General features: G+C 57.3%; 17 protein-coding genes. 7 read left to right on the top strand and 10 right to left on the bottom strand.

The genetic code is table 11. The features are described from left to right. Nucleotides 1-28: 28 nt before the first annotated feature. Nucleotides 29-2464 (top strand): glucose/quinate/shikimate family membrane-bound PQQ-dependent dehydrogenase, encoded by a 2436-nt coding sequence (locus tag CPJ18_RS14070; protein WP_103659024.1) that lies wholly within the window; start codon nt 29-31, stop codon nt 2462-2464. Nucleotides 2465-2559: 95 nt separating this feature from the next. Here the strand turns inward: CPJ18_RS14070 and CPJ18_RS14065 are convergent, their stop codons facing one another. Both CPJ18_RS14065 and CPJ18_RS14060 read right to left on the bottom strand, forming a co-directional pair. Further along, on the bottom strand, nt 2560-3009 hold the full coding sequence (locus CPJ18_RS14065) for a DNA polymerase III subunit chi (RefSeq protein ID WP_103659022.1): 450 nt from the start codon (nt 3007-3009) through the stop codon (nt 2560-2562). Nucleotides 3010-3041: 32 nt separating this feature from the next. Further along, entirely contained in the window at nt 3042-4532 is a 1491-nt protein-coding gene (locus CPJ18_RS14060) for a leucyl aminopeptidase (RefSeq protein ID WP_103659147.1), read from the bottom strand. A gap of 273 nt (nt 4533-4805) precedes the next feature. On the opposite strand from CPJ18_RS14060, the gene CPJ18_RS14055 reads away from it, so the two are divergent. The 6 genes from CPJ18_RS14055 (at nt 4806) to rsmA (ending at nt 12549) form a co-directional block, all read left to right on the top strand. Continuing rightward, a complete protein-coding gene (locus CPJ18_RS14055; RefSeq protein ID WP_103587672.1) occupies nt 4806-5975 on the top strand; it encodes an LptF/LptG family permease in 1170 nt (389 codons plus the stop codon). Further along, a complete protein-coding gene (gene lptG / locus CPJ18_RS14050) occupies nt 5972-7060 on the top strand; it encodes an LPS export ABC transporter permease LptG (protein WP_077122751.1) in 1089 nt (362 codons plus the stop codon). The genes CPJ18_RS14055 and lptG overlap by 4 nt, the downstream gene beginning before the upstream one ends. Next, nucleotides 7060-9429, top strand: coding sequence for an LPS-assembly protein LptD (locus CPJ18_RS14045; RefSeq protein ID WP_103659020.1), 2370 nt, complete (start codon nt 7060-7062; stop codon nt 9427-9429). The genes lptG and CPJ18_RS14045 overlap by 1 nt, the downstream gene beginning before the upstream one ends. A gap of 294 nt (nt 9430-9723) precedes the next feature. After that, nucleotides 9724-10668, top strand: coding sequence for a SurA N-terminal domain-containing protein (locus CPJ18_RS14040; RefSeq protein WP_103587670.1), 945 nt, complete (start codon nt 9724-9726; stop codon nt 10666-10668). A gap of 16 nt (nt 10669-10684) precedes the next feature. Beyond that, nucleotides 10685-11704 carry a 4-hydroxythreonine-4-phosphate dehydrogenase PdxA gene (gene pdxA, locus CPJ18_RS14035; protein WP_103659146.1) on the top strand — a complete coding sequence of 340 codons (1020 nt, stop codon included), beginning with the start codon at nt 10685-10687 and terminating at the stop codon, nt 11702-11704. Beyond that, complete coding sequence (rsmA, locus tag CPJ18_RS14030; protein WP_103659017.1) at nt 11704-12549, top strand: 16S rRNA (adenine(1518)-N(6)/adenine(1519)-N(6))-dimethyltransferase RsmA; 846 nt, start codon at nt 11704-11706, stop codon at nt 12547-12549. Before pdxA ends, rsmA begins: the two co-directional genes overlap by 1 nt. Here the strand turns inward: rsmA and vapC are convergent. The 8 genes from vapC to fabG form a co-directional block, all read right to left on the bottom strand. Further along, nucleotides 12546-12944 carry a type II toxin-antitoxin system tRNA(fMet)-specific endonuclease VapC gene (vapC, locus tag CPJ18_RS14025; RefSeq protein WP_103659015.1) on the bottom strand — a complete coding sequence of 133 codons (399 nt, stop codon included), beginning with the start codon at nt 12942-12944 and terminating at the stop codon, nt 12546-12548. The two genes, rsmA and vapC, sit on opposite strands and share 4 nt — an antisense overlap. Further along, nucleotides 12944-13177: a type II toxin-antitoxin system VapB family antitoxin gene (gene vapB, locus CPJ18_RS14020; RefSeq protein ID WP_103659013.1), complete on the bottom strand. Its 234-nt coding sequence runs from the start codon at nt 13175-13177 to the stop codon at nt 12944-12946. Before vapB ends, vapC begins: the two co-directional genes overlap by 1 nt. Nucleotides 13178-13254: 77 nt before the next feature. Further along, nucleotides 13255-13926, bottom strand: a complete 672-nt coding sequence (gmk, locus tag CPJ18_RS14015; protein ID WP_077122757.1) for a guanylate kinase — start codon at nt 13924-13926, stop codon at nt 13255-13257. Nucleotides 13927-13931: 5 nt separating this feature from the next. Continuing rightward, nucleotides 13932-14816, bottom strand: coding sequence for a YicC/YloC family endoribonuclease (locus CPJ18_RS14010; RefSeq protein ID WP_103659011.1), 885 nt, complete (start codon nt 14814-14816; stop codon nt 13932-13934). A 62-nt stretch (nt 14817-14878) separates the two neighbouring features. Next, complete coding sequence (gene mltG, locus CPJ18_RS14005) at nt 14879-16099, bottom strand: endolytic transglycosylase MltG (protein WP_103658999.1); 1221 nt, start codon at nt 16097-16099, stop codon at nt 14879-14881. A 247-nt stretch (nt 16100-16346) separates the two neighbouring features. Then, nucleotides 16347-17615: a beta-ketoacyl-ACP synthase II gene (fabF, locus tag CPJ18_RS14000; protein WP_103658997.1), complete on the bottom strand. Its 1269-nt coding sequence runs from the start codon at nt 17613-17615 to the stop codon at nt 16347-16349. Nucleotides 17616-17757: 142 nt separating this feature from the next. Next, complete coding sequence (locus CPJ18_RS13995) at nt 17758-17994, bottom strand: acyl carrier protein (protein ID WP_103659145.1); 237 nt, start codon at nt 17992-17994, stop codon at nt 17758-17760. Nucleotides 17995-18278: 284 nt separating this feature from the next. Further along, nucleotides 18279-19016, bottom strand: coding sequence for a 3-oxoacyl-[acyl-carrier-protein] reductase (gene fabG / locus CPJ18_RS13990; protein ID WP_077106569.1), 738 nt, complete (start codon nt 19014-19016; stop codon nt 18279-18281). Nucleotides 19017-19023 lie beyond the last annotated feature (7 nt).

Here is a 19023-nt window from a genome sequence, read left to right as displayed (position 1 = left end):
GCAAAACTTAAACAGTCAGGAATTCTTGATGGTTGATCAACCAAAACCCCTATCCGCACTTTCGAAAATATGGCTGGCACTTCTCGGCCTCGTTATCATCGCTGCGGGTATCTTCTTCGCCTATTTCGGCGGCAAGCTCGCCATGCTGGGCGGCAGCCTCTATTTCATCATTTCCGGCGTCGCCCTTATTCTCGGCGGCCTGCTCATCGCCCTGCGCAAACCGTTTGGAGCGAGCGTTTTCGCCCTCGTTTTCATCGGCACATTGGCATGGGCCATCTGGGATGTCGGGTTTGAATACTGGCCGTTGATTTCCCGCCTGCTGGCCTTGACGGTTGGTGCGACAGTCGTTGCGCTTTCCGTTCCCTTGCTGCGGCGCTCTGCTGGAAAAACACCGGCCTATGCAGGCTCGTTCATTCTGGCGCTCGTGCTTGGTGCCGCATCGGCCGCCGGTATGGCTGGCATGTTCGTGCCACACCCAACCGTTGTTGCCAGCGGCGACGCTCCGGCCTTGACACCCGTCACCGCCGAAACCGAGCAGAAGAACTGGGAACACTACGGCAATACACCGGGTGGCAGCCGCTTCGTGGCGCTCGATGAGATCAACCGCGACAACATCGACAAGCTCGAAGTCGCGTGGACCTACCACACCGGCGATACGCCCATCAGCCCCGGCGGCGGCGGTGCCGAAGACCAGCAGACGCCATTGCAGGTGGGCGACCGCGTCTTCCTGTGCACACCGCATAACAACGTGATTGCGCTGGATGCCGATACCGGCAAGGAAATCTGGAAGAACGAGATCAACGCCAAGTCATCCGTCTGGATGCGTTGCCGCGGCCTCGCCTATTTCGATGCCACGCGCCCGGTCGATCAGCCAAGCGTTCCCGGCTCCACGCCTGTGACGGCAGCAACCGTTACCGAAGGCGCTCTTTGCCAGCGCCGCATTTTGATGAACACCATCACGGCCGAGCTGATCGCTCTGGACGCCGACACTGGCGCATTCTGCCCGGATTTCGGTACCAATGGCCGCGTTGATCTGAAAATCGGCCTCGGCGATGCGCCGGACCCAAGCTATGTGCTGACCTCGGCACCAACACTTGCCGGCACCACCGTCGTCGTTGGCGGCCGTATCGCCGACAACGTACAGACAGACATGCCGGGCGGCGTCATGCGCGGCTTCGATGTCATCACCGGCCAGCTGCGCTGGGCGTTCGATCCCGGCAACCCTGACATCACCCTGCTGCCACCTCCGGGCCAGACCTACACGCGCTCAACGCCGAACGTCTGGGCCGCGATGTCTTATGATCCGCAGTCCAACACCGTGTTCATGCCGGTTGGCAGCCCATCGGTCGATCTCTATGGCGTAACCCGCACACAGCTCGATCACAAATATGGCGCTTCCATGCTGGCGCTGGATGCCTCCACCGGTCGCGAAAAGTGGGTCTACCAGACCGTGCATAACGACCTCTGGGACTTCGACGTGCCCATGCAGCCGTCGTTCATCGACTTCCCGAAGGCCGATGGCACAACGGTTCCCGGCCTTGTATTCGGCACCAAGGCAGGCCAGCTTTACGTGCTGGACCGCGCCACGGGTCAACCGCTAACTGAGGTTGCCGACGTTCCGGTCAAACCGGGCAATATCCCGAACGAGCCCTATGCACCAACGCAGAAGCTTTCCGTCGGCATGCCGCAGATCGGTGCTCAGACGTTGACCGAAAGCGACATGTGGGGTGCAACTCCGTTCGATCAGCTTTTGTGCCGCGTGGCCTTCAAGGGCATGCGTTATGACGGCGTCTACACCGTTCCCGGCACCGATCTGGCGCTCAACTTCCCCGGCTCGCTCGGCGGCATGAACTGGGGCGGCATCTCCACCGACCCGACGACCAACACCATCTTCGTCAACGACATGCGTCTCGGTCTGTGGATCCAGATGCAGGAAGCAAAGCCGACAACCGCCGTCAACAGCGGTTCGGAAGCGACCAATACGGTGATGGGCGTCGTGCCGATGAAGGGCACACCTTATGCGGTCAACAAGAACCGGTTCCTATCGGCACTTGGCATCCCGTGTCAGGAACCGCCCTTCGGCACCATGACCGCCATCGACATGAAGACGCAGAAGATCAAATGGCAGGTGCCGGTCGGCACTGTCGAAGACACCGGCCCGCTGGGTATCAAGATGGGTCTACCCATCCCCATCGGCATGCCAACCCTCGGCGGCACGCTCGCCACCCAGGGCGGTCTCGTCTTCATCGCCGGCACACAGGACTACTATCTGCGCGCCTTCAACACGGCGACCGGCAAGGAAGTCTGGAAAGCTCGCCTCCCCGTCGGCAGCCAGGGCGGCCCAATGAGCTACAAGTCACCCAAGACCGGCAAGCAATATGTCGTCATCTCCGCAGGCGGAGCCCGCCAGTCCCCGGATCGTGGCGATTACGTCATTGCCTATGCGCTGCCTGGGCAAAAGTAAGACTGCAAGGCATTGAGAAACGGAAATGGCCGGGGATGACCCGGCCATTTTTATAATCTTCAAGATGCAGAAACCCTTATGTAAAGCTCTGGCCCTCAAGCCTTCTTCTGCCAGCGCCCTTCCGGCGATTGCTGCCAGTAGGTCAGCGTATGACCCTCGCCTTTCAGCTTTTTCCACTGGGCGCGCGCGCCCTCGAGCTGCGCGGCGTCATAACCGTCGAACATGAAAACGATGCGCTCGTAGCTGTCGATTGGGGGTGGCTCTGCGCCGTCTACGATGAAGCGGACGTTGGCGGCGTTGAGGTTTTCGCCAGATGCGGTCAGCAGGACGGGCTGTTCAGCGGCTTTTTCGGAGAGCTCGGTGCCATGCGGCATGAAGCTGTCGTCGCGGAATGTCCACAGATGCACATCGAGCGAATCGCGACGCTCCTCCATCGAGGTCTGGACTGCGACTTTCCAGCCGCGCTCCAATGACTTTTCAAGAAGCGGTGGCAAAGCGTCTTCCAGCTTCGATTCGGTCAGATGGTAAAACAGTATCTCCGTCATCGTCGTGCCAGTAGCGCTTTGCCCACCAATGATCAATCCTCGTAGTGGGCGCGAACGAGTTCATTCAGCAGGCGCACGCCATAACCCGAACCCCAAGACTGGTTGATCTCCGTCAGCGGCGAACCCATGGCCGTTCCGGCAATATCCAGATGCGCCCAAGGCGTGTCGCCCACGAAGCGCTTGAGGAACTGCGCGGCCGTCACCGAACCGGCAAGACGGCCAGAGCTGTTTTTCATATCGGCGAATTTCGAGTCGATGATCTTGTCGTAATCCTTGCCCAGCGGCATGCGCCACAGTTTTTCCTGTGTAGTATTGCCCGCGCTCGTCAAACGTTCGGCCAGTTCGTCGTCGTTGGAAAACAGGCCAGCCTGAAGATTGCCGAGTGCCACGGTAATCGCCCCGGTCAGCGTCGCCAGATTGATCACGAACTTCGGCTTGAAACGATCATTGGTGTACCAAAGCGCATCGGCCAGCACGAGGCGGCCTTCGGCATCGGTGTTGATGATTTCGATGGTCTGGCCGGACATGGAGGTGACGATGTCGCCCGGGCGCTGCGCATTACCATCCGGCATGTTCTCGACAAGACCGATGACGCCGATGACGTTTGCCTTGGCTTTGCGCGCCGCCAGCGTGTGCATCAGGCCGGTCACGGCGGCCGCGCCGCCCATATCGCCCTTCATGTCTTCCATGCCGGCACCGGGCTTCAGCGAAATACCGCCGGTATCGAACACGACGCCCTTGCCGACGAAAGCAATCGGCTCATCTTTCTTGGAGCCGCCCTTCCAGTGCATGATGGCCAGACGAGGTGGCCGAACCGAGCCTTGCGCGACGCCCAGAAGCGCACCCATGCCCAGCTTCTTCATTTCCTTTTCGCCAAGGATTTCAACCTCGACGCCGAGTTTCTTCAACTCCTCGGCCTTTTCGGCAAACTCGACCGGACCCAGCACATTCGGCGGCAGGTTGACGAGATCGCGCGCCAGAATAACGCCCTCCGCTTCGGCCTCAGCAGTGACGAACGCGTCCTTTGCCTCGGCGTGAGCCGCTGTCACGATGATGACTTCGACATTTTTCGGTGTCTTGTCGTCATCGGACTTCTTCTTCGTCTTATAGGTATCGAAGCTATAGGCGCGAAGCAGAAGGCCAAGGGCAAAATCCGCAGCAGCCTTGCCATCGACGTCGATACCCAGCGCGTCGAGATAGATAACGACCTTTTCGGCCTTCTTGAAATTGGCAGCAGCCGTTCCGCCTGCGCGCAGCCAGTCATGGGCGGTCAGCTTGGCAACTTTCCCCAGACCGATAACCGTGATTCGATCCGCGTCCGAGCCCTGCGGGGCAAGCACATCGAGAACGCTCATCGATTTGGCGGCAAAGCCGGAAACCTTGGCGGCCTTCGCCAATATGCCCGCCGGATCGACATGCGCCTGGCCAGCGGGAGCATTTTCGCCGGAAGCCTGCAGCAAAATTGCGCTGGCATTTTCGAGCGTGGCGGAGTTGGCAAAGGATATATCGAATTTGGCGGACATGTTCTCGCTCATCACTTTATTTCGGGATGCGCGGGATCATCACGTTTTCCAGGCCCGGCGCAACCCTGCAATCTCTTCCCGGCATGGCAATTTTATGAATCACGCATGCGGAGATTAGAAAAGGCGTGACCAACAAAAAGACACAGGGTTAAGAAAAATTGCCGCGCAAGACAGATTTGTGAGTGTCCCGGAGTCGCCATTCGCGATTGTTGCAGCTAGATAGAAAAAGTTCCCGCGGGGGGAACAAAATGGAAATACCTTATCAGGGACCGAATGACGCTTCTTGAACGATACATATTGCGACGCACGACGCAGATGTTTCTGGTCGCGCTTTTACCCGTTCTGGCCATTATCTGGACGATTCAGGTTCTGCAGAGAATCAATCTCGTTACCGATACCGGTCAGTCCATGGGTTCGTTCGTGACGCTGGCGACCATGCTGTTGCCGACGCTGATTCCCGTTGTCCTACCCTTCGCCCTCGTCATTGCCATCACGCAGACGCTGACGGCGATGAATACCGATTCGGAGCTGGCGATCATCGATGCGTCCGGCGCACCGCGGACGATCATCTTCAAGCCGATTCTGATTCTTGGAACCGTGCTGAGCCTTGTCTCCTTCGGAATCACAAATTTCGCCGAACCACCGGCACGCACGGCCGCACGGCAGATGGTTGCAGCGGCTTACGCCGACCTCCTGTCGTCGGTCATCGAAGAAAAAACATTCCGCACCATTCAGGATGGCCTTTACGTCCAGATCGGCGAGCGTCAGGGGCGTATCCTGCGCGGTCTGTTCGTCGCGGACCGGCGTGATCCAAACTATGATCTCATCTATTATGCCAAGGAAGGCATGATCGATGAGGGCGGCACGTCGCTGACCATGCGCGATGGCGAAGTGCAGCAGAAGACGCCGGACGGCAAGGTTTCTGTGGTCAAGTTCCTGTCCTATGCCTTCGATCTGTCCACGATGTCAGAGAAGGGCGACAGCGAACCCTCGATTTCATCCAGCGATGCGAGCCTGTCATTCCTGCTCTCGCCGGATGAAACAGTTGAGAGCTACCGCAAAGCACCGGGCGGCTTTCAATCTGAGCTGCACCGTCGTCTGGTGGACTGGATGTTTCCCTTCGTTTTCGCGCTGATTTCGCTTGTGGTCGCGGGAGATGCCCGCTCCCACCGTGAGGCACGGCTGCATCCGATGGTGGCGGCACTTCTCACCGCATTCATGCTGCGCTGGCTCGGCTTCTATTTCACCAATCAGGTCAAGCAGAGTGCAGCCTTCATACCGCTTGTGTATGCGGTTCCAGTGGTCAGCGGCGGTATTGCGACGTTCCTGCTCCTGACCGGCCAAAAGCTGCGGATGCCGAGCGCTTTCGGCAATGCGTTGCTGAGAATCCAGAAGCGCTTTTCTCCACCCAAGGCATCCGGTTCCGGAGGGCAAAGCGCATGATGTTCGGCACGCTTTCCCGCTACTTCCTCCGCCGTTATCTCATGACGACCGTCTGGTTCCTGCTTGGCGTATCCGCGATCATTTTTCTGGCCGACTTCAGCGAAACGGCGCGACGCATGTCCGGCCTGCCAGGTTACTCGGTGCCGGCTGCGCTCGGCCTGACCGCTCTGCGCCTGCCGCTCATTCTTCAGCAGACGATTCCTTTCGTCGCTCTCTTCGTCGGCATGACGACGTTGATTTCGCTCAACCGCCGTTATGAGCTAGTGGTTACCCGCGCTGCCGGTATTTCCGCGTGGCAGTTCATTCTGCCCTTCGTTGGCGGTGCCATTCTTATGGGTATTCTCTCCATCACGGTGCTGAACCCCATCGCAGCCTGGGGCGAAAGCAAATCGCTGGCGGTCGAATCGGGATGGCGCAATGAGGGCGGGGCTTCACGCCAGCAGCAGGTGCTTCCATGGCTTCGCCAGAGCAGCGGCGGACAGGACACGATCATCGGTGCCAAGAGCTTCGAGGACAACGGCACCCTGCTCAAGGATGTGGTGCTCATACACCTCGACAAGGACGGCAATATCCTCCTGCGTCAGGACGCACAGTCGGCTAAGTTGGAAGATGGTTACTGGCTTCTTAACAACGTTGCAGAGATCCGCCCCGGCCATGTGCCAACCCGGGAAGCCTCGGCACGAATCAGTACCAATCTGAGACAGGAATTCGTTCAGGAGCGTTTGACGCAGCCTGAAACCGTTGCTTTCTTTGAGCTTTCTCACAAAATCGAGGTAGCCCAGTCTTTCGGAATCTCTTCGAAAGCTCTGGAGACACAGTACCACTTCCTGTTGTCCATGCCCTTTCTTCTCGTGGCCATGACGTTCATTGCCGCGACTGTTTCATTAAAGTTCAGCCGTTTTGCACAGTCTCGCTCCGTGATTCTGGGTGGAATCGTTTCCGGCTTCGTGCTTTATGTAGTAACCGTGCTCGTAAGGGCATTCGGGAGTAGCGGCGTTGTCCCTCCCTTCGTTGCGGTCTGGGTTCCAGTTGTCGTGGCGTTGGCGTTGGGTGCAACCATTCTGCTTCATCAGGAGGACGGCTAGTGGCGGTATTTGACCGCGGGAATATCAGACGGCTTACGACAGCCCTTCTGACTGGTGCTGCTGTGTGCGCATATGTTGCAACCGCTTCCAGCGTTTTCGCTGAAGACGGCGTCATCGTAGGCGACCCTCAGGACCAATCGAAACTCCTGCTTACAGCGAACGAACTTACCTATAATAAAGATGCCGAACGCGTCATCGCGACCGGTGGCGTGCGCCTGCACTATTCCGGCTACCGCATGGTTTCCCAGCGCGTCGAATATAACCAGTCCACTGGGCGCGTTCTTGCGCGCGGCAACATCGAACTGATCGAACCGGGCGGCAACCGCATCTATGCGGACGAACTCGACGTTACCGACGATTTTGGCCAGGGCTTCATAAACGCGCTTCGTGTCGAGACGACGGACAATACCCGCATTGCCGGTGAAAGCGCCGAACGTCTTTCGCAGGACGTGATGGTTCTGAACAACGGCGTTTACACGGCATGTCTTCCTTGCGCCGAACGGCCAGAAAAAGCGCCTCTGTGGCAGGTCAAGGCAGAACGCGTCATTCAGGACGGCAAGACCCATACGGTGCGGCTTGAGAAGGCTCGCTTCGAGCTTTTTGGCAAGTCGATCGCCTATCTGCCGTTCATCACGGTTCCAGACAACACGGTCAAACGGAAGTCCGGCTTCCTGTTTCCGCGCATGAGCGTGACCGACAATCTCGGTTTCGGTATTGGCGTTCCCTATTTCCAGGTGCTGTCCGATACCGCTGACGTCACTGTCACGCCGACCTATTACTCGTCACAGGGTCTGCTGCTCGAGGGTGAGTTGCGCCAGCGTTTCGAAATGGGAACGCATACGATGCGCGCGGCTGGTATCAATCAGATGAACCCGCAGGATTTCGACGTCAATACCAGCGATTCGCAGAACGACACACGCGCCATGATCGCCTCCAAAGGCGAGTTCAAGATCAATCCACGCTGGTCGTTCGGCTGGGACGCCATGGTGCAGACCGACAACAACTTCTCGCGCACCTATGGTCTGAAGGACTACAAGTCAGACGTTCAGACCAACAAGCTTTATCTGACAGGCCTTGGCGACCGTAATTCCTTCGATTTGAACGCCTATTACTTCAACGTTCAGGACAATGACGAGAGCGAAACGCAGGAGCGCAAGCAGGCGATCGTTCACCCTGCTCTCGATTACCGCTATTTCTTGCCAGATCCGGTATATGGCGGCGAACTGTCGCTGACGACCAATTTCACCAGCCTGACGCGTCGTGAGCAGGATGCCTATAACCTCGGTCCATCCGTGCGCTATAATGGCCTCGAAGGAAACTACACGCGCCTTTCGACAGAGGCGGAATGGAAGCGGACCTTTACATTCGATAGCGGTCTGTTGCTGACGCCGCTTTTGGCAGCCCGTGGCGATGCATTGTGGAATGACATGTCCGCAAACTCGTTCGGCACATATGCCTATGATAGCTCGATCAATAATGACGCAAATCTGCGTGGCATGGCGACGTTCGGTCTTGAAGCCCGTTATCCGGTGCTTTTCAAGGCACTTAACAGCAGCCATGTGATCGAGCCTATCGCCCAGATTTTCGTTCGTCCGAACGAAAGCAATTCTGGCCAGTTTCCAAACGAAGATGCCCAGGCATTCGTGTTCGATGCGACCAATCTGTTCGAGCGCGACAAGTTTTCGGGCTTCGACCGCATCGAAGGCGGCACACGCGCCAATCTCGGCTTCCGCTACAATGGCACATTCGACAATGGTTACGGCATTCGCGCCATTGCCGGTCAGTCGTTCCATCTCGCTGGCGAAAACTCGTTTGCGTCCAACGATCTGGTCAATGTCGGTGCAGATTCCGGTCTGGAAACGGACCGTTCCGATTACGTTGCAATGGCAGCCATCGACGCGCCGATCGGCCTGTCGCTGTCCTCCAGCCTCCGGTTCGACAAGGATACGTTCGAAGTCAATCGCTCGGAAACGGCGGTCGCCTATACCGACAACCGGGTATCTGGCAAAGTCAGCTACACCCAGGTCGACGCTCAGCCGGAATACGGCTACGACCGTAAACGTGACATCATTCAGGCATCTGGCAAGCTGCGCCTCGATGATAACTGGGCTCTGTTCGGCGCGATCAATTATGACGTGAACAACAAGTTCTCCAGCGAGCGGCGTATCGGCTTTCTCTATCAGGATGAATGCACCATCTTCACCGTCAGCTATTCGGATGTGGGCAACATCAATACGGTCAACGAGGCCGCGAATGATTGGTCGGTCAATGCGCGTCTGGCGTTCAGAACGCTGGGTGACATCACCGTGGGTTCGGCTGGCACGGACTGGGATGATGCCGAGATCGGCTGGAAGCCCAATAACTTCTGATTTCAAACCGCGGCGAAGTGAAAACTTCGCCGCTTTTTTTGAAACAGCGTGATCGGCGGTATCGCTGGCACGCCACTGTTTTGCCGCAACATATCTTCAATGTCTGGGAACGCCAGCGATTGTCGTTTGACTGATTTCAGTGATATATACGGTCGCGTTCAGGCTAAAACTGTAGCAAAATTCAACTTTATTGGTTGACGGGCGGTCATATCCGCTTCATCCGATACTGTGAGATGTTTAAAAGAGCAAAGTCGGCACCATCGGGAACCGACGTGTCGACAGGGAGAGAACAGCATGAATTTCGGAAAGACGGCGTTGCGCAATGCTGCATTCGCCCTTGCGATTTTCGCAGTTCCTATGTCCGTCACGCTGCCAGCCAACCAGGCTTTTGCGGCAACTGCGGTCAAGGTTGTGGTCAACAAGACGCCGATCACGACTGACGATATCGCAAGACGCATGGCTTTTCTCAAGCTGCAGCGCCAGTCCGGAAATCTTGCCGAAAAGGCTCGTGAGCAGCTGATCGATGAGGCGTTGAAGCGTGAAGAGATCGCACGCGTCAAAATGTCCGTCAGCACCGCAGATGTCGATGCGTCCTTTGCGCGTTTCGCGTCCACCAACAAGATGACAACCGATCAGTTGACCAAGGTCCTTGCCCAGGCCGGTGTCGGCGCTGAGCATTTCAAATCCTTCATCGCAATCCAGATGAGCTGGCCCCGTCTGGTCAACGCTCGCTATGGCGGCCGCAACAAAATGTCGACGCAGGATTTCGTGACGCGTTTGAAAGAGCGCGGCAATAAACCTGTGACGAACGAATATTTCCTGCAGCAGGTCATTTTCGTTATTCCAGAAGCCAAGCGCAATTCCATTACGGGCAAGCGAAAGTCGGAAGCAGAAGCCTCGCGCAAACGCTATCCCGGTTGCGAACAGGCAAAGACCTTTGCCGCAACGATGCTGGATGTATCGATCAAGGATCTTGGCCGCATGCTCGAGCCGGAATTGCCGCCGGATTGGAAGCCTCTGGTGGAAAAGACGCCTGAAGGTGGCACCACCGGCACGCGCGTGACGGAAAAAGGCGTTGAATATCTGGCCATCTGCAAAAAGCAGCAGGTGTCTGACGACTACGCCGCCGAGGTCGTTTTCCGTTCAGAGGATCTGATGAAGGCTGAAAAGGGTGAAAATCCCAACGAGAAGAAATATCTCGAAGAGCTGCGCAAGAAGGCCCAGATTACCAGCACCTGACGTGAAAGTGCCTTTCGTGACCCTGCAACAATTGCCTCTCGCTCTGACACAGGGCGATCCTGCCGGGATCGGTCCCGATATCACTGTTGTCGCCTGGGCAAAACGTAAAGAACTCGGCCTCCCGCCGTTTATCTTCATCGGTGATCCTGACGTCATCGCCAGCAGAGCCAACCTTCTTGGCATCCATACGGATGTGGTCGTCTGTGAGCCTGAGCAGGCGGCATCCATTTTCCCGGATGCCTTGCCCGTGTTTCCCATTGCCGTCGGCTTTGACGTACAGGTCGGTCAACCGCATGTCGGTACGGCCCTCTCCACCATCAAGGCGATCGAGACAGCGGTTTCGCTGACCGTTGAAAAACGCACCTCGGCAGTCGTCACCAACCCCATCGCGAAGTCGGTGTTGTATGAGGCGGGCTTCGGTTTTCCCGGCCATACGGAGTTTCTTGCGGAACTTGCCAACAAGCTGACCGGTCAGGTCGTTACACCCGTCATGATGATTGCCGGGCCAAAGCTGCGCGTCGTACCCGTAACCATCCATATCCCGGTCAAAGACGTCCCAGCCGCACTCACGGAAGAGCTGATCATCGAAACCTGCCGCATTATTGCCGCTGATCTTAGAGACAAGTTCGGTATTGAAGCCCCTCGCCTTGCCGTTGCGGGCCTCAACCCGCATGCGGGTGAAGATGGTGCTATCGGTACCGAGGATCGCGACATCATCCATCCCGCAACAATCCAGCTGCGCAAGGATGGCATCGACGCCTTCGGCCCCCTGCCCGCAGACACGATGTTCCACGAGGCCGCCCGCAGACGTTATGACGTGGCGGTGTGCATGTATCACGATCAGGCGCTCATTCCCGCCAAGGCACTCGGCTTCGACGATTCTGTCAATGTCACGCTCGGCCTGCCCTTCATTCGCACATCGCCCGACCACGGCACGGCATTCGGCATTGCAGGACAGGGCATTGCCAACGAATCCAGCCTCGTCGCCGCCTTGAAGATGGCGGCAGAGATCGCAGCCCGCCGGGTGACAGCGTAATGGCAGCCATCGATGGTCTTCCGCCGCTGCGCGATGTCATTCAGCGCCACGGGCTCGATGCGAAGAAATCGCTCGGCCAGAACTTCCTGCTCGATCTCAATCTGACGCAGAAGATTGCCCGAACCGCTGGCCCGCTCGACGGCGTGACTGTATTCGAGGTTGGTCCCGGCCCCGGAGGCCTCACCCGCGCTATTCTATCGCTTGGTGCGAAGAAAGTGATCGCCGTGGAGCGCGACAGCCGTTGCCTGCCCGCTCTTGCCGAAATCTCAGATCATTATCCTGGCCGGCTTGAGGTTATCGAAGGCGATGCGCTCAAAGTCGATTTCGAGACTCTTGCGCCGAAAGGCGAGCCCGTCCGCGTCATCGCCAACCTTCCCTACAATGTCGGAACGCAGCTGCTGATCAACTGGCTGCTGCCAAAGCAATGGCCGCCCTTCTGGCTGTCGCTGACGCTGATGTTTCAGAAGGAAGTCGGACAGCGGATCGTGGCCGAAGAAGGCGACAATCATTATGGCCGCCTCGGCGTCCTCACCGGCTGGCGCACAGTGCCAGAAATGGCCTTCGACGTGCCGCCGCAAGCCTTCAGCCCACCACCCAAGGTAACATCAACAGTCGTGCACTTGCTGCCCAGAGACAAACCGTTTCCGTGCGATGTGACCAACCTCGAAAAAGTCACCGAAGCCGCCTTCGGTCAGCGCCGCAAGATGCTGCGCCAAAGCGTAAAATCCATTGGTGGTGAAGCGTTATTGGAAAAGGCCGGGATCGACCCCACGAGACGCGCCGAGACCTTGTCGGTGGAAGAGTTCGTGAGACTGGCGAATATGCTTGGTCAGATCGGAAACTAGACCCAGTTTTCCACCCGCAGCCCCGGCATGCGTACAAATTCCCGCATGTTATTGGTCACGACGATAAGACCTTCGCTGCGCGCGTGACCGCCAATCTGCATGTCGTGCACGCCGCATGGCGTTCCGGCACGTGCCAACTCTGCTCTGATCTGTCCGTAATGTACAGCTGCCTTATCGACGAATTGGAGCACCTCAAGCCTCGACACGAAGTTCTCTATTGCAACCAGATTTTCATTTCGACGGGCTGATTTCTCGGCACCATAACAGAGTTCACCCAATGTGATGCTCGATATGCACAATTGCTCCGCAATAGCATTGAACTTGTCCTTAAGCTCGGGCGGATATGTTTTCATGACGTAAATGCAGATGTTGGTATCGAGCATATATGTCAGCATCAAAAGGACTCGCGCTCTTCTGCCGAAGGCTGCTCGCGGTCGGTCAGAAAATCGTCGCTCGCTCCTGGTCCAGATGCGAATAAATCATCCCACCGCTTACCATGGGGTACGATGACGCGTGTGCGGCCAATTTTGAGGATGTCCACCTGATGTACGTTTTCCGGAAAAGCGACTGCCTTTGGCAGCCGTACTGCCTGGCTTCGATTGCTGAGAAAAACCGTCGATGTGGCCATAGCAGAGCTCCGTATATCCAACTTGGATATACATACGCTTTCGTCTGCTCAAATTCAAGCGATTGACGTGAACCGGGCTACCGCACAGGCAATGCCGGCACTTCTTCCAACAACTCACGCACAAAATCGAACATGCCGTGGCGGCGGTCGCGGCGGACGCGTTCGGCTTTGACGATGGCTTCTATCGCTTCGAATGCGGCCTGCAAATCGTCATTGAGGATGACGTAGTCGTAGTCGCGCCAATGCTCGATTTCGGACCGGGAATTGGCGAGGCGGGTCTGGATGACCTCTTCGGTGTCTTCCGCGCGGCGGTGCAGCCGTGATTGCAGCTCGGTCATCGTAGGCGGCAGAATGAAGATCGAAACCACGTCCGCCTTCATCTTGTCCTGAAGCTGCTCGGCCCCCTGCCAGTCGATGTCGAACAGCATATCCTTGCCTTCGGCCATTGCGGTTTCGACCGGTTCGCGCGGCGTGCCGTAATAGTTGCCATGAACCTCGGCCCATTCCAGCAACTCTTCACCTTCGCGCATCCGCTCGAAATCGCGCTTGGAAATGAAGTGGTAATGAATACCGTCAATTTCGCTCTGACGTCGCGCCCGGGTCGTGACGGAGACAGACAGGCTGATATTCTTGTCCTTCTCCAAAAGATTGCGGGCAATGGTGGATTTGCCGGCCCCCGATGGAGAGGAAATAACCAGCATCAGGCCCCTACGGGCGATATGGACGGGAGGAATGCTGGCGGACGCCATGGGGTCTACTCCAGATTTTGGACCTGTTCGCGGAATTGATCGATCACGACTTTCAATTCGATACCAGCAGCGGTTACAGCACTGGCATTGGATTTGGAACAGATTGTATTCGACTCCCGGTTAAATTCCTGTGCAAGAAAGTCCAACTTGCGCCCAACGGGCACGCTGCTGTTCAAAAGCTCTCTTGCGGCAGCCACATGCCCAATTAAACGGTCAATTTCCTCGCGAAGATCCGCCTTGGTGACGAGTAGAACGGCCTCCATATGCAGACGGTCGCTATCCAGCCCATTGCCGTCGCCGATCAGGGCGATCTGGGTCGCAAGCCGCGCTTTGATCTGTTCGGGTTGACGAGAAGGGTCGGCCTCGATGATCCCAGTCAGTTGTTCTATTTTATCGATGTGGCCGGAAAGAATGCCGAACAACGCCTCGCCTTCCCGCTCCCGCATGGTCTTCAGCGCCGCAATCGCCCCAGTGAAACCATCGATGATATCTCGATTGCGCGCTTCCTGCGCGTCTGCACCCTCTTCTGGCTCGCGAAACTCCACCAGTCCGCGCACGGAAAGCAGCGTATCGAAGCTGAGTGGCGCGTCGCTGACGGCATCGCCCAGATCGCGCTTGAGCGCCAGCACGGCATCCAGCGCATCGCGGTTGACCACCGCCTCCATCTTCGCTTCGGATGCGGATGTGTTGAGTGCGATCTGAATATTGCCCCGCGAAAGGCTCTTCGATGCAATGTCGCGCAACGCAACTTCCAGCGCTTCCATGCCCGGTGGCAGACGCAGGCGAAGATCGAGCCCCTTGCCGTTGACGGAACGGAGTTCCCACGCCCAGCGATAACGCCCGCACGAACCTTCGGTCCGTGCGAAGCCTGTCATGGATTGCAATGCCATTGAATATATCCCCAAATGAAAAGCTGCCGCCCAATCGGGGCAGCAGCGGTCGCTCAATCAAATCAATTACTGCGAGGCCGTTCCGCCTGCGATCCGTCAGGCTGGCCATCCACCACGGTCTCCGGCACGCCGCCATTGGCGGTGCGTTCGGCCTCTATCTTGCGCCAGCGGCGAACATTGGTGTTGTGCTCATCCAGCGTCTTGGCAAAGGTATGACCACCGGTTCCATCCGCGACGAAGTAGAGGTCGTCGGTGCGCCAGGGATTGGCCGTCGCTTCAAGCGCTGCCCGGCCTGGATTGGCGATGGGGTGCGGCGGCAGGCCACGGATGATGTAGGTGTTGTAGGGCGTCTCTTTTTGCAGATCGGACTGGTAGATCGGTCTGTCCGCAGGTTTGCCTTCACCGCCGAACAATCCATAGATGATGGTCGGGTCGGACTGCAGGCGCATGTTCTTTTTCATGCGATTGTAGAAGACGGATGCCACATGCCCTCGCTCGTCATCCTTGCCGGTTTCCTTCTCGACGATGGAAGCAAGCGTGACGAATTCCTCGACGGTCTTGATCGGCAGATCCGGGTCGCGACGTTCCCATGTCGCCTGAACCAGCCGCGTCTGGGCGGCGCGCATCTGGTTGACGATTTCCTCGCGCTTCGTTCCACGCGTGAAAGGATAGGTATCAGGCCGCAAGGAGCCTTCCGGCGGCAGCTGTGCTGGCAGGTCACCCTCAAGCGTCGTTTCGGCCGCAAGGCGCATGAACATCTGCTTTACGGTCAGACCTTCCGGCATGGACACGCTGTAGAGAATAGACTTGCCGGATTCCAGCAGCGCCAGAATGTCCTTCATGGATGTACGAGCTTTGACTTCATATTCGCCGGGCTTCGGTGTCTGGCTCGGCGACATGTAACGGTCTGCCATCAGGCGGAAGATGCGGCCATTGGAGATCGCGCCTTCGCGCTCCAGATTATTGGCGATTTCGACAAGACCGGCACCATTGCGAACCGTGATCGTCTTATTGAGCTCAAGCGGACCCGGCTCATGAAACGAATTGATCATGTAGTAAAAGGCGGCAATACCGACCACGCAGACGGCAACCACCAGCGTCATGAGGAAATTGAGAAAGATCACCACCTGACTATGTGCCTTGCGGGAGCGTTTGGGCGGGGCCGGTACACGCTCTGGTCTCAGTGCCTCTGTCGGTGATTTCGGAATGATCGGGCCGCCCTTGCTCTCGCTAGAGCCTTCACGTCCATAAGGGGCCTGATTGTCATCTCTCGTATCGCTCACCGGCGGTCCTTTTCAGTTCGGCATTACAGCGGCTTATGTGAGCAGGCAATGCGGCAAAAACAGGTTCGGCAGGCTAATCTGCACTCGGTACATGAGGAAACATCAATGCACATCCCTTACAGGGACGAGCGCGTTTCCAAACTTTCAAGCCACCTCAACAGGCAGCATTACAAGCATCCCGGTTGTTACACCGGGAAACAGGATGGTTTTCTGCGATTCCTGACGAAACGGCAAGAGCCGATCGACCTCAAGCTTCGTAACGACGAAGAACCAGCGACGCGTTGGTGCCGCCAAAACCGAAGGAATTGGACAGCGCGACATTGACGGTCCGCTTGCGCGCCTTGTGCGGCACCAGATCGATCTCCGTCTCGACATCGGGATTATCGAGATTGAGCGTCGGTGGCACGATGTTGTCGCGAATGGCGAGAACAGCGAAAATTGCCTCGATGGCACCGGCTGCACCCAACAGGTGGCCCGTTGCCGACTTGGTGGACGACATGGAAATCTTCGAAGCCGCATCGCCAACCAGACGCTCGACAGCGCCAAGCTCGATGGTGTCGGCCATGGTCGATGTGCCGTGGGCGTTGATGTAGTCGATATCGGCAGGCGTCAGACCAGCGCGCTTCAGCGCCATGGACATGCAGCGGTAAGCGCCTTCACCATCTTCTGATGGTGCCGTGATGTGGAACGCGTCACCGGACAGACCGTAGCCGACGACTTCAGCATAAATCTTTGCGCCGCGGGCCTTTGCGTGTTCCAGCTCTTCCAGAACAACAATGCCGGCACCCTCGCCCATGACGAAACCGTCGCGGTCACGGTCATAGGGGCGCGAAGCCTTTCGCGGGTCGTCATTGTGCTGGGTGGACAGCGCCTTGCAGGCGGCGAAACCGGCAAGCGAGATGCGGCAGACGGGCGATTCCGCACCACCTGCCACCATGACATCGGCATCACCCCACATGATCAGACGAGCGGCATCACCAATGGCATGTGCGCCGGTGGAGCAGGCCGTGACGACGGAATGGTTGGGTCCGCGCAGCTTGTGGCGAATTGAAACCTGGCCGGAAATGAGGTTGATCAGACGACCGGGAATGAAGAACGGAGAAATGCGGCGTGGGCCTTTGTCGCGCAGCGTGTAGCCAGCCTCGACAATACCTTCCAGACCACCAATACCAGAGCCGATCAGGACACCTGTCATGATCTGGTCTTCGTCGGTGCCGGTCATCGGGTGCCAGCCGGCATCATTGAGAGCCATCTCGGCTGCGGCCATGCCGTAAACGATGAAGGGGTCGACCTTGCGCTGTTCTTTCGGCTCCATCCAGTCGTCGGCATTGAACGTTCCATTGGAACCGTCACCGACGGGAATGCGGCATGCAATTTTTGCAGGAAGATCTTCGACCTCGAACTCGGTTACGAGACGAGCACCGTTCTGGCCAGCCAAAAGCCGTTCCCAGGTAATTTCCGTTCCGCATCCAAGAGGAGATACCATGCCGGTACCGGTGATAACGACACGTCTCATCGCCAATGCTCCGCCCTTACCCTATCATCGCTATATTTGTTGCAGCACTCGCGCGATGCCAAGTGACACAGAATAAAATATTGGCCCGGACTGGCCGGGCCATATCGGGAAGGCAGATGCCTTCCCTTGGCTTTTCAAGCGATTAAGCCTGAGCCTTTTCGATGAACTTGACAGCGTCGCCCACAGTCAGGATCGAGTCAGCTGCGTCGTCTGGAATTTCAACGCCGAATTCTTCTTCGAACGCCACAACCAGTTCAACAGTGTCGAGCGAGTCAGCGCCCAGATCGTCGATGAAGCTTGCGCCCTCGACGACTTTTTCGGCGTCGACGCCAAGATGATCAACTACAATTTTCTTTACGCGTTCTGCGATATCGCTCATGTCGGTTTCCTCGACCTTTACTTTGAAAGGAATGCCCTCTTCAGACACCCTGCCCTGTTAAAATCCCCAAGTACCTTTTGCAGGTACCGTGGGCAAACCCGTTCAACCCGGTTCAAGCTAAACATCGCGCTAAGAAATCGCAACGGTCGCCTTTGGTTCCGGGACGACTGTTCACAGTCTTCGCCCGCTTAACACGGTTTGTTGCGGGAAAAAAGCCTTAAAATAGTGCTAAGCATCTTGCTCTACAGGCAATTTTCCAACATCGCGCGTCAGCGGGACGATTCTTAAATCATCGCCATGCCGCCATTAACGTGCAACGTCTGACCAGTCATATAGCTTGCTTCGTTGGACGCAAGATAAAGAACAGCGGATGCGATTTCTGCACCGGTGCCCATGCGCTTCATGGGAATGGCACCCATGATAGCTTCTTTCTGCTTGTCGTTCAGCTTTCCGGTCATCGCACTTTCAATGAAACCCGGTGCAACGCAGTTGACGGTGACGTTGCGCGTGGCGATTTCCTGCGCCAGCGACTTCGACAGGCCGATCATGCCAGCCTTCGATGCGCAATAATTCGCCTGACCGGGGTTACCGGTCACGCCGACGATGGAGGTGATGTTGATGATGCGGCCAAACCGGCGGCGCATCATCGGATGCGTCAGTTCGCGCGTCAGGCGGAACATCGAGGTCAAGTTGACTTCGAGAACATTGTCCCAGTCCTCATCGCTCATGCGCACGAACAGGCCGTCCTTGGTGATGCCGGCATTGTTGACGAGAATGTCGACGCCACCAAGCTCGGCTTCGGCCTTTTCGCCCAGCGCCTTGACTTCAGCGCGGTCGGCAAGGTTGGCCGGGAAAATCTTGACGCGATCACCAAGCTCGGACGCAAGCGCCTCCAGCTTTTCGACGCGGGTGCCGTGAAGGCCGACGGTTGCGCCCTGCGCATGCAGCGTGCGGGCGATTTCTTCGCCGATGCCACCGGTTGCACCTGTAATGAGAGCCTTGCGGCCGGTCAGATCAAACATGATGTTT

The organism is Agrobacterium rosae (genome assembly GCF_002915175.1).
Classification (GTDB): Bacteria; Pseudomonadota; Alphaproteobacteria; order Rhizobiales; family Rhizobiaceae; genus Agrobacterium; species Agrobacterium rosae.
This window is presented reverse-complemented; position numbering and strand designations above follow the sequence as displayed.

Excerpts from the sequence above, each read along its gene's own strand:
- CPJ18_RS14070 (WP_103659024.1), top strand. The coding sequence starts at position 29 with ATGGTTGATCAACCAAAACCCCTATCCGCACTTTCGAAAATATGGCTG.
- CPJ18_RS14065 (WP_103659022.1), bottom strand. The coding sequence starts at position 3,009 with ATGACGGAGATACTGTTTTACCATCTGACCGAATCGAAGCTGGAAGAC.
- CPJ18_RS14060 (WP_103659147.1), bottom strand. The coding sequence starts at position 4,532 with ATGTCCGCCAAATTCGATATATCCTTTGCCAACTCCGCCACGCTCGAA.
- CPJ18_RS14055 (WP_103587672.1), top strand. The coding sequence starts at position 4,806 with ATGACGCTTCTTGAACGATACATATTGCGACGCACGACGCAGATGTTT.
- lptG (WP_077122751.1), top strand. The coding sequence starts at position 5,972 with ATGATGTTCGGCACGCTTTCCCGCTACTTCCTCCGCCGTTATCTCATG.
- CPJ18_RS14040 (WP_103587670.1), top strand. The coding sequence starts at position 9,724 with ATGAATTTCGGAAAGACGGCGTTGCGCAATGCTGCATTCGCCCTTGCG.
- rsmA (WP_103659017.1), top strand. The coding sequence starts at position 11,704 with ATGGCAGCCATCGATGGTCTTCCGCCGCTGCGCGATGTCATTCAGCGC.
- vapC (WP_103659015.1), bottom strand. The coding sequence starts at position 12,944 with ATGCTGACATATATGCTCGATACCAACATCTGCATTTACGTCATGAAA.
- vapB (WP_103659013.1), bottom strand. The coding sequence starts at position 13,177 with ATGGCCACATCGACGGTTTTTCTCAGCAATCGAAGCCAGGCAGTACGG.
- gmk (WP_077122757.1), bottom strand. The coding sequence starts at position 13,926 with ATGGCGTCCGCCAGCATTCCTCCCGTCCATATCGCCCGTAGGGGCCTG.
- CPJ18_RS14010 (WP_103659011.1), bottom strand. The coding sequence starts at position 14,816 with ATGGCATTGCAATCCATGACAGGCTTCGCACGGACCGAAGGTTCGTGC.
- fabF (WP_103658997.1), bottom strand. The coding sequence starts at position 17,615 with ATGAGACGTGTCGTTATCACCGGTACCGGCATGGTATCTCCTCTTGGA.
- CPJ18_RS13995 (WP_103659145.1), bottom strand. The coding sequence starts at position 17,994 with ATGAGCGATATCGCAGAACGCGTAAAGAAAATTGTAGTTGATCATCTT.
- fabG (WP_077106569.1), bottom strand. The coding sequence starts at position 19,016 with ATGTTTGATCTGACCGGCCGCAAGGCTCTCATTACAGGTGCAACCGGT.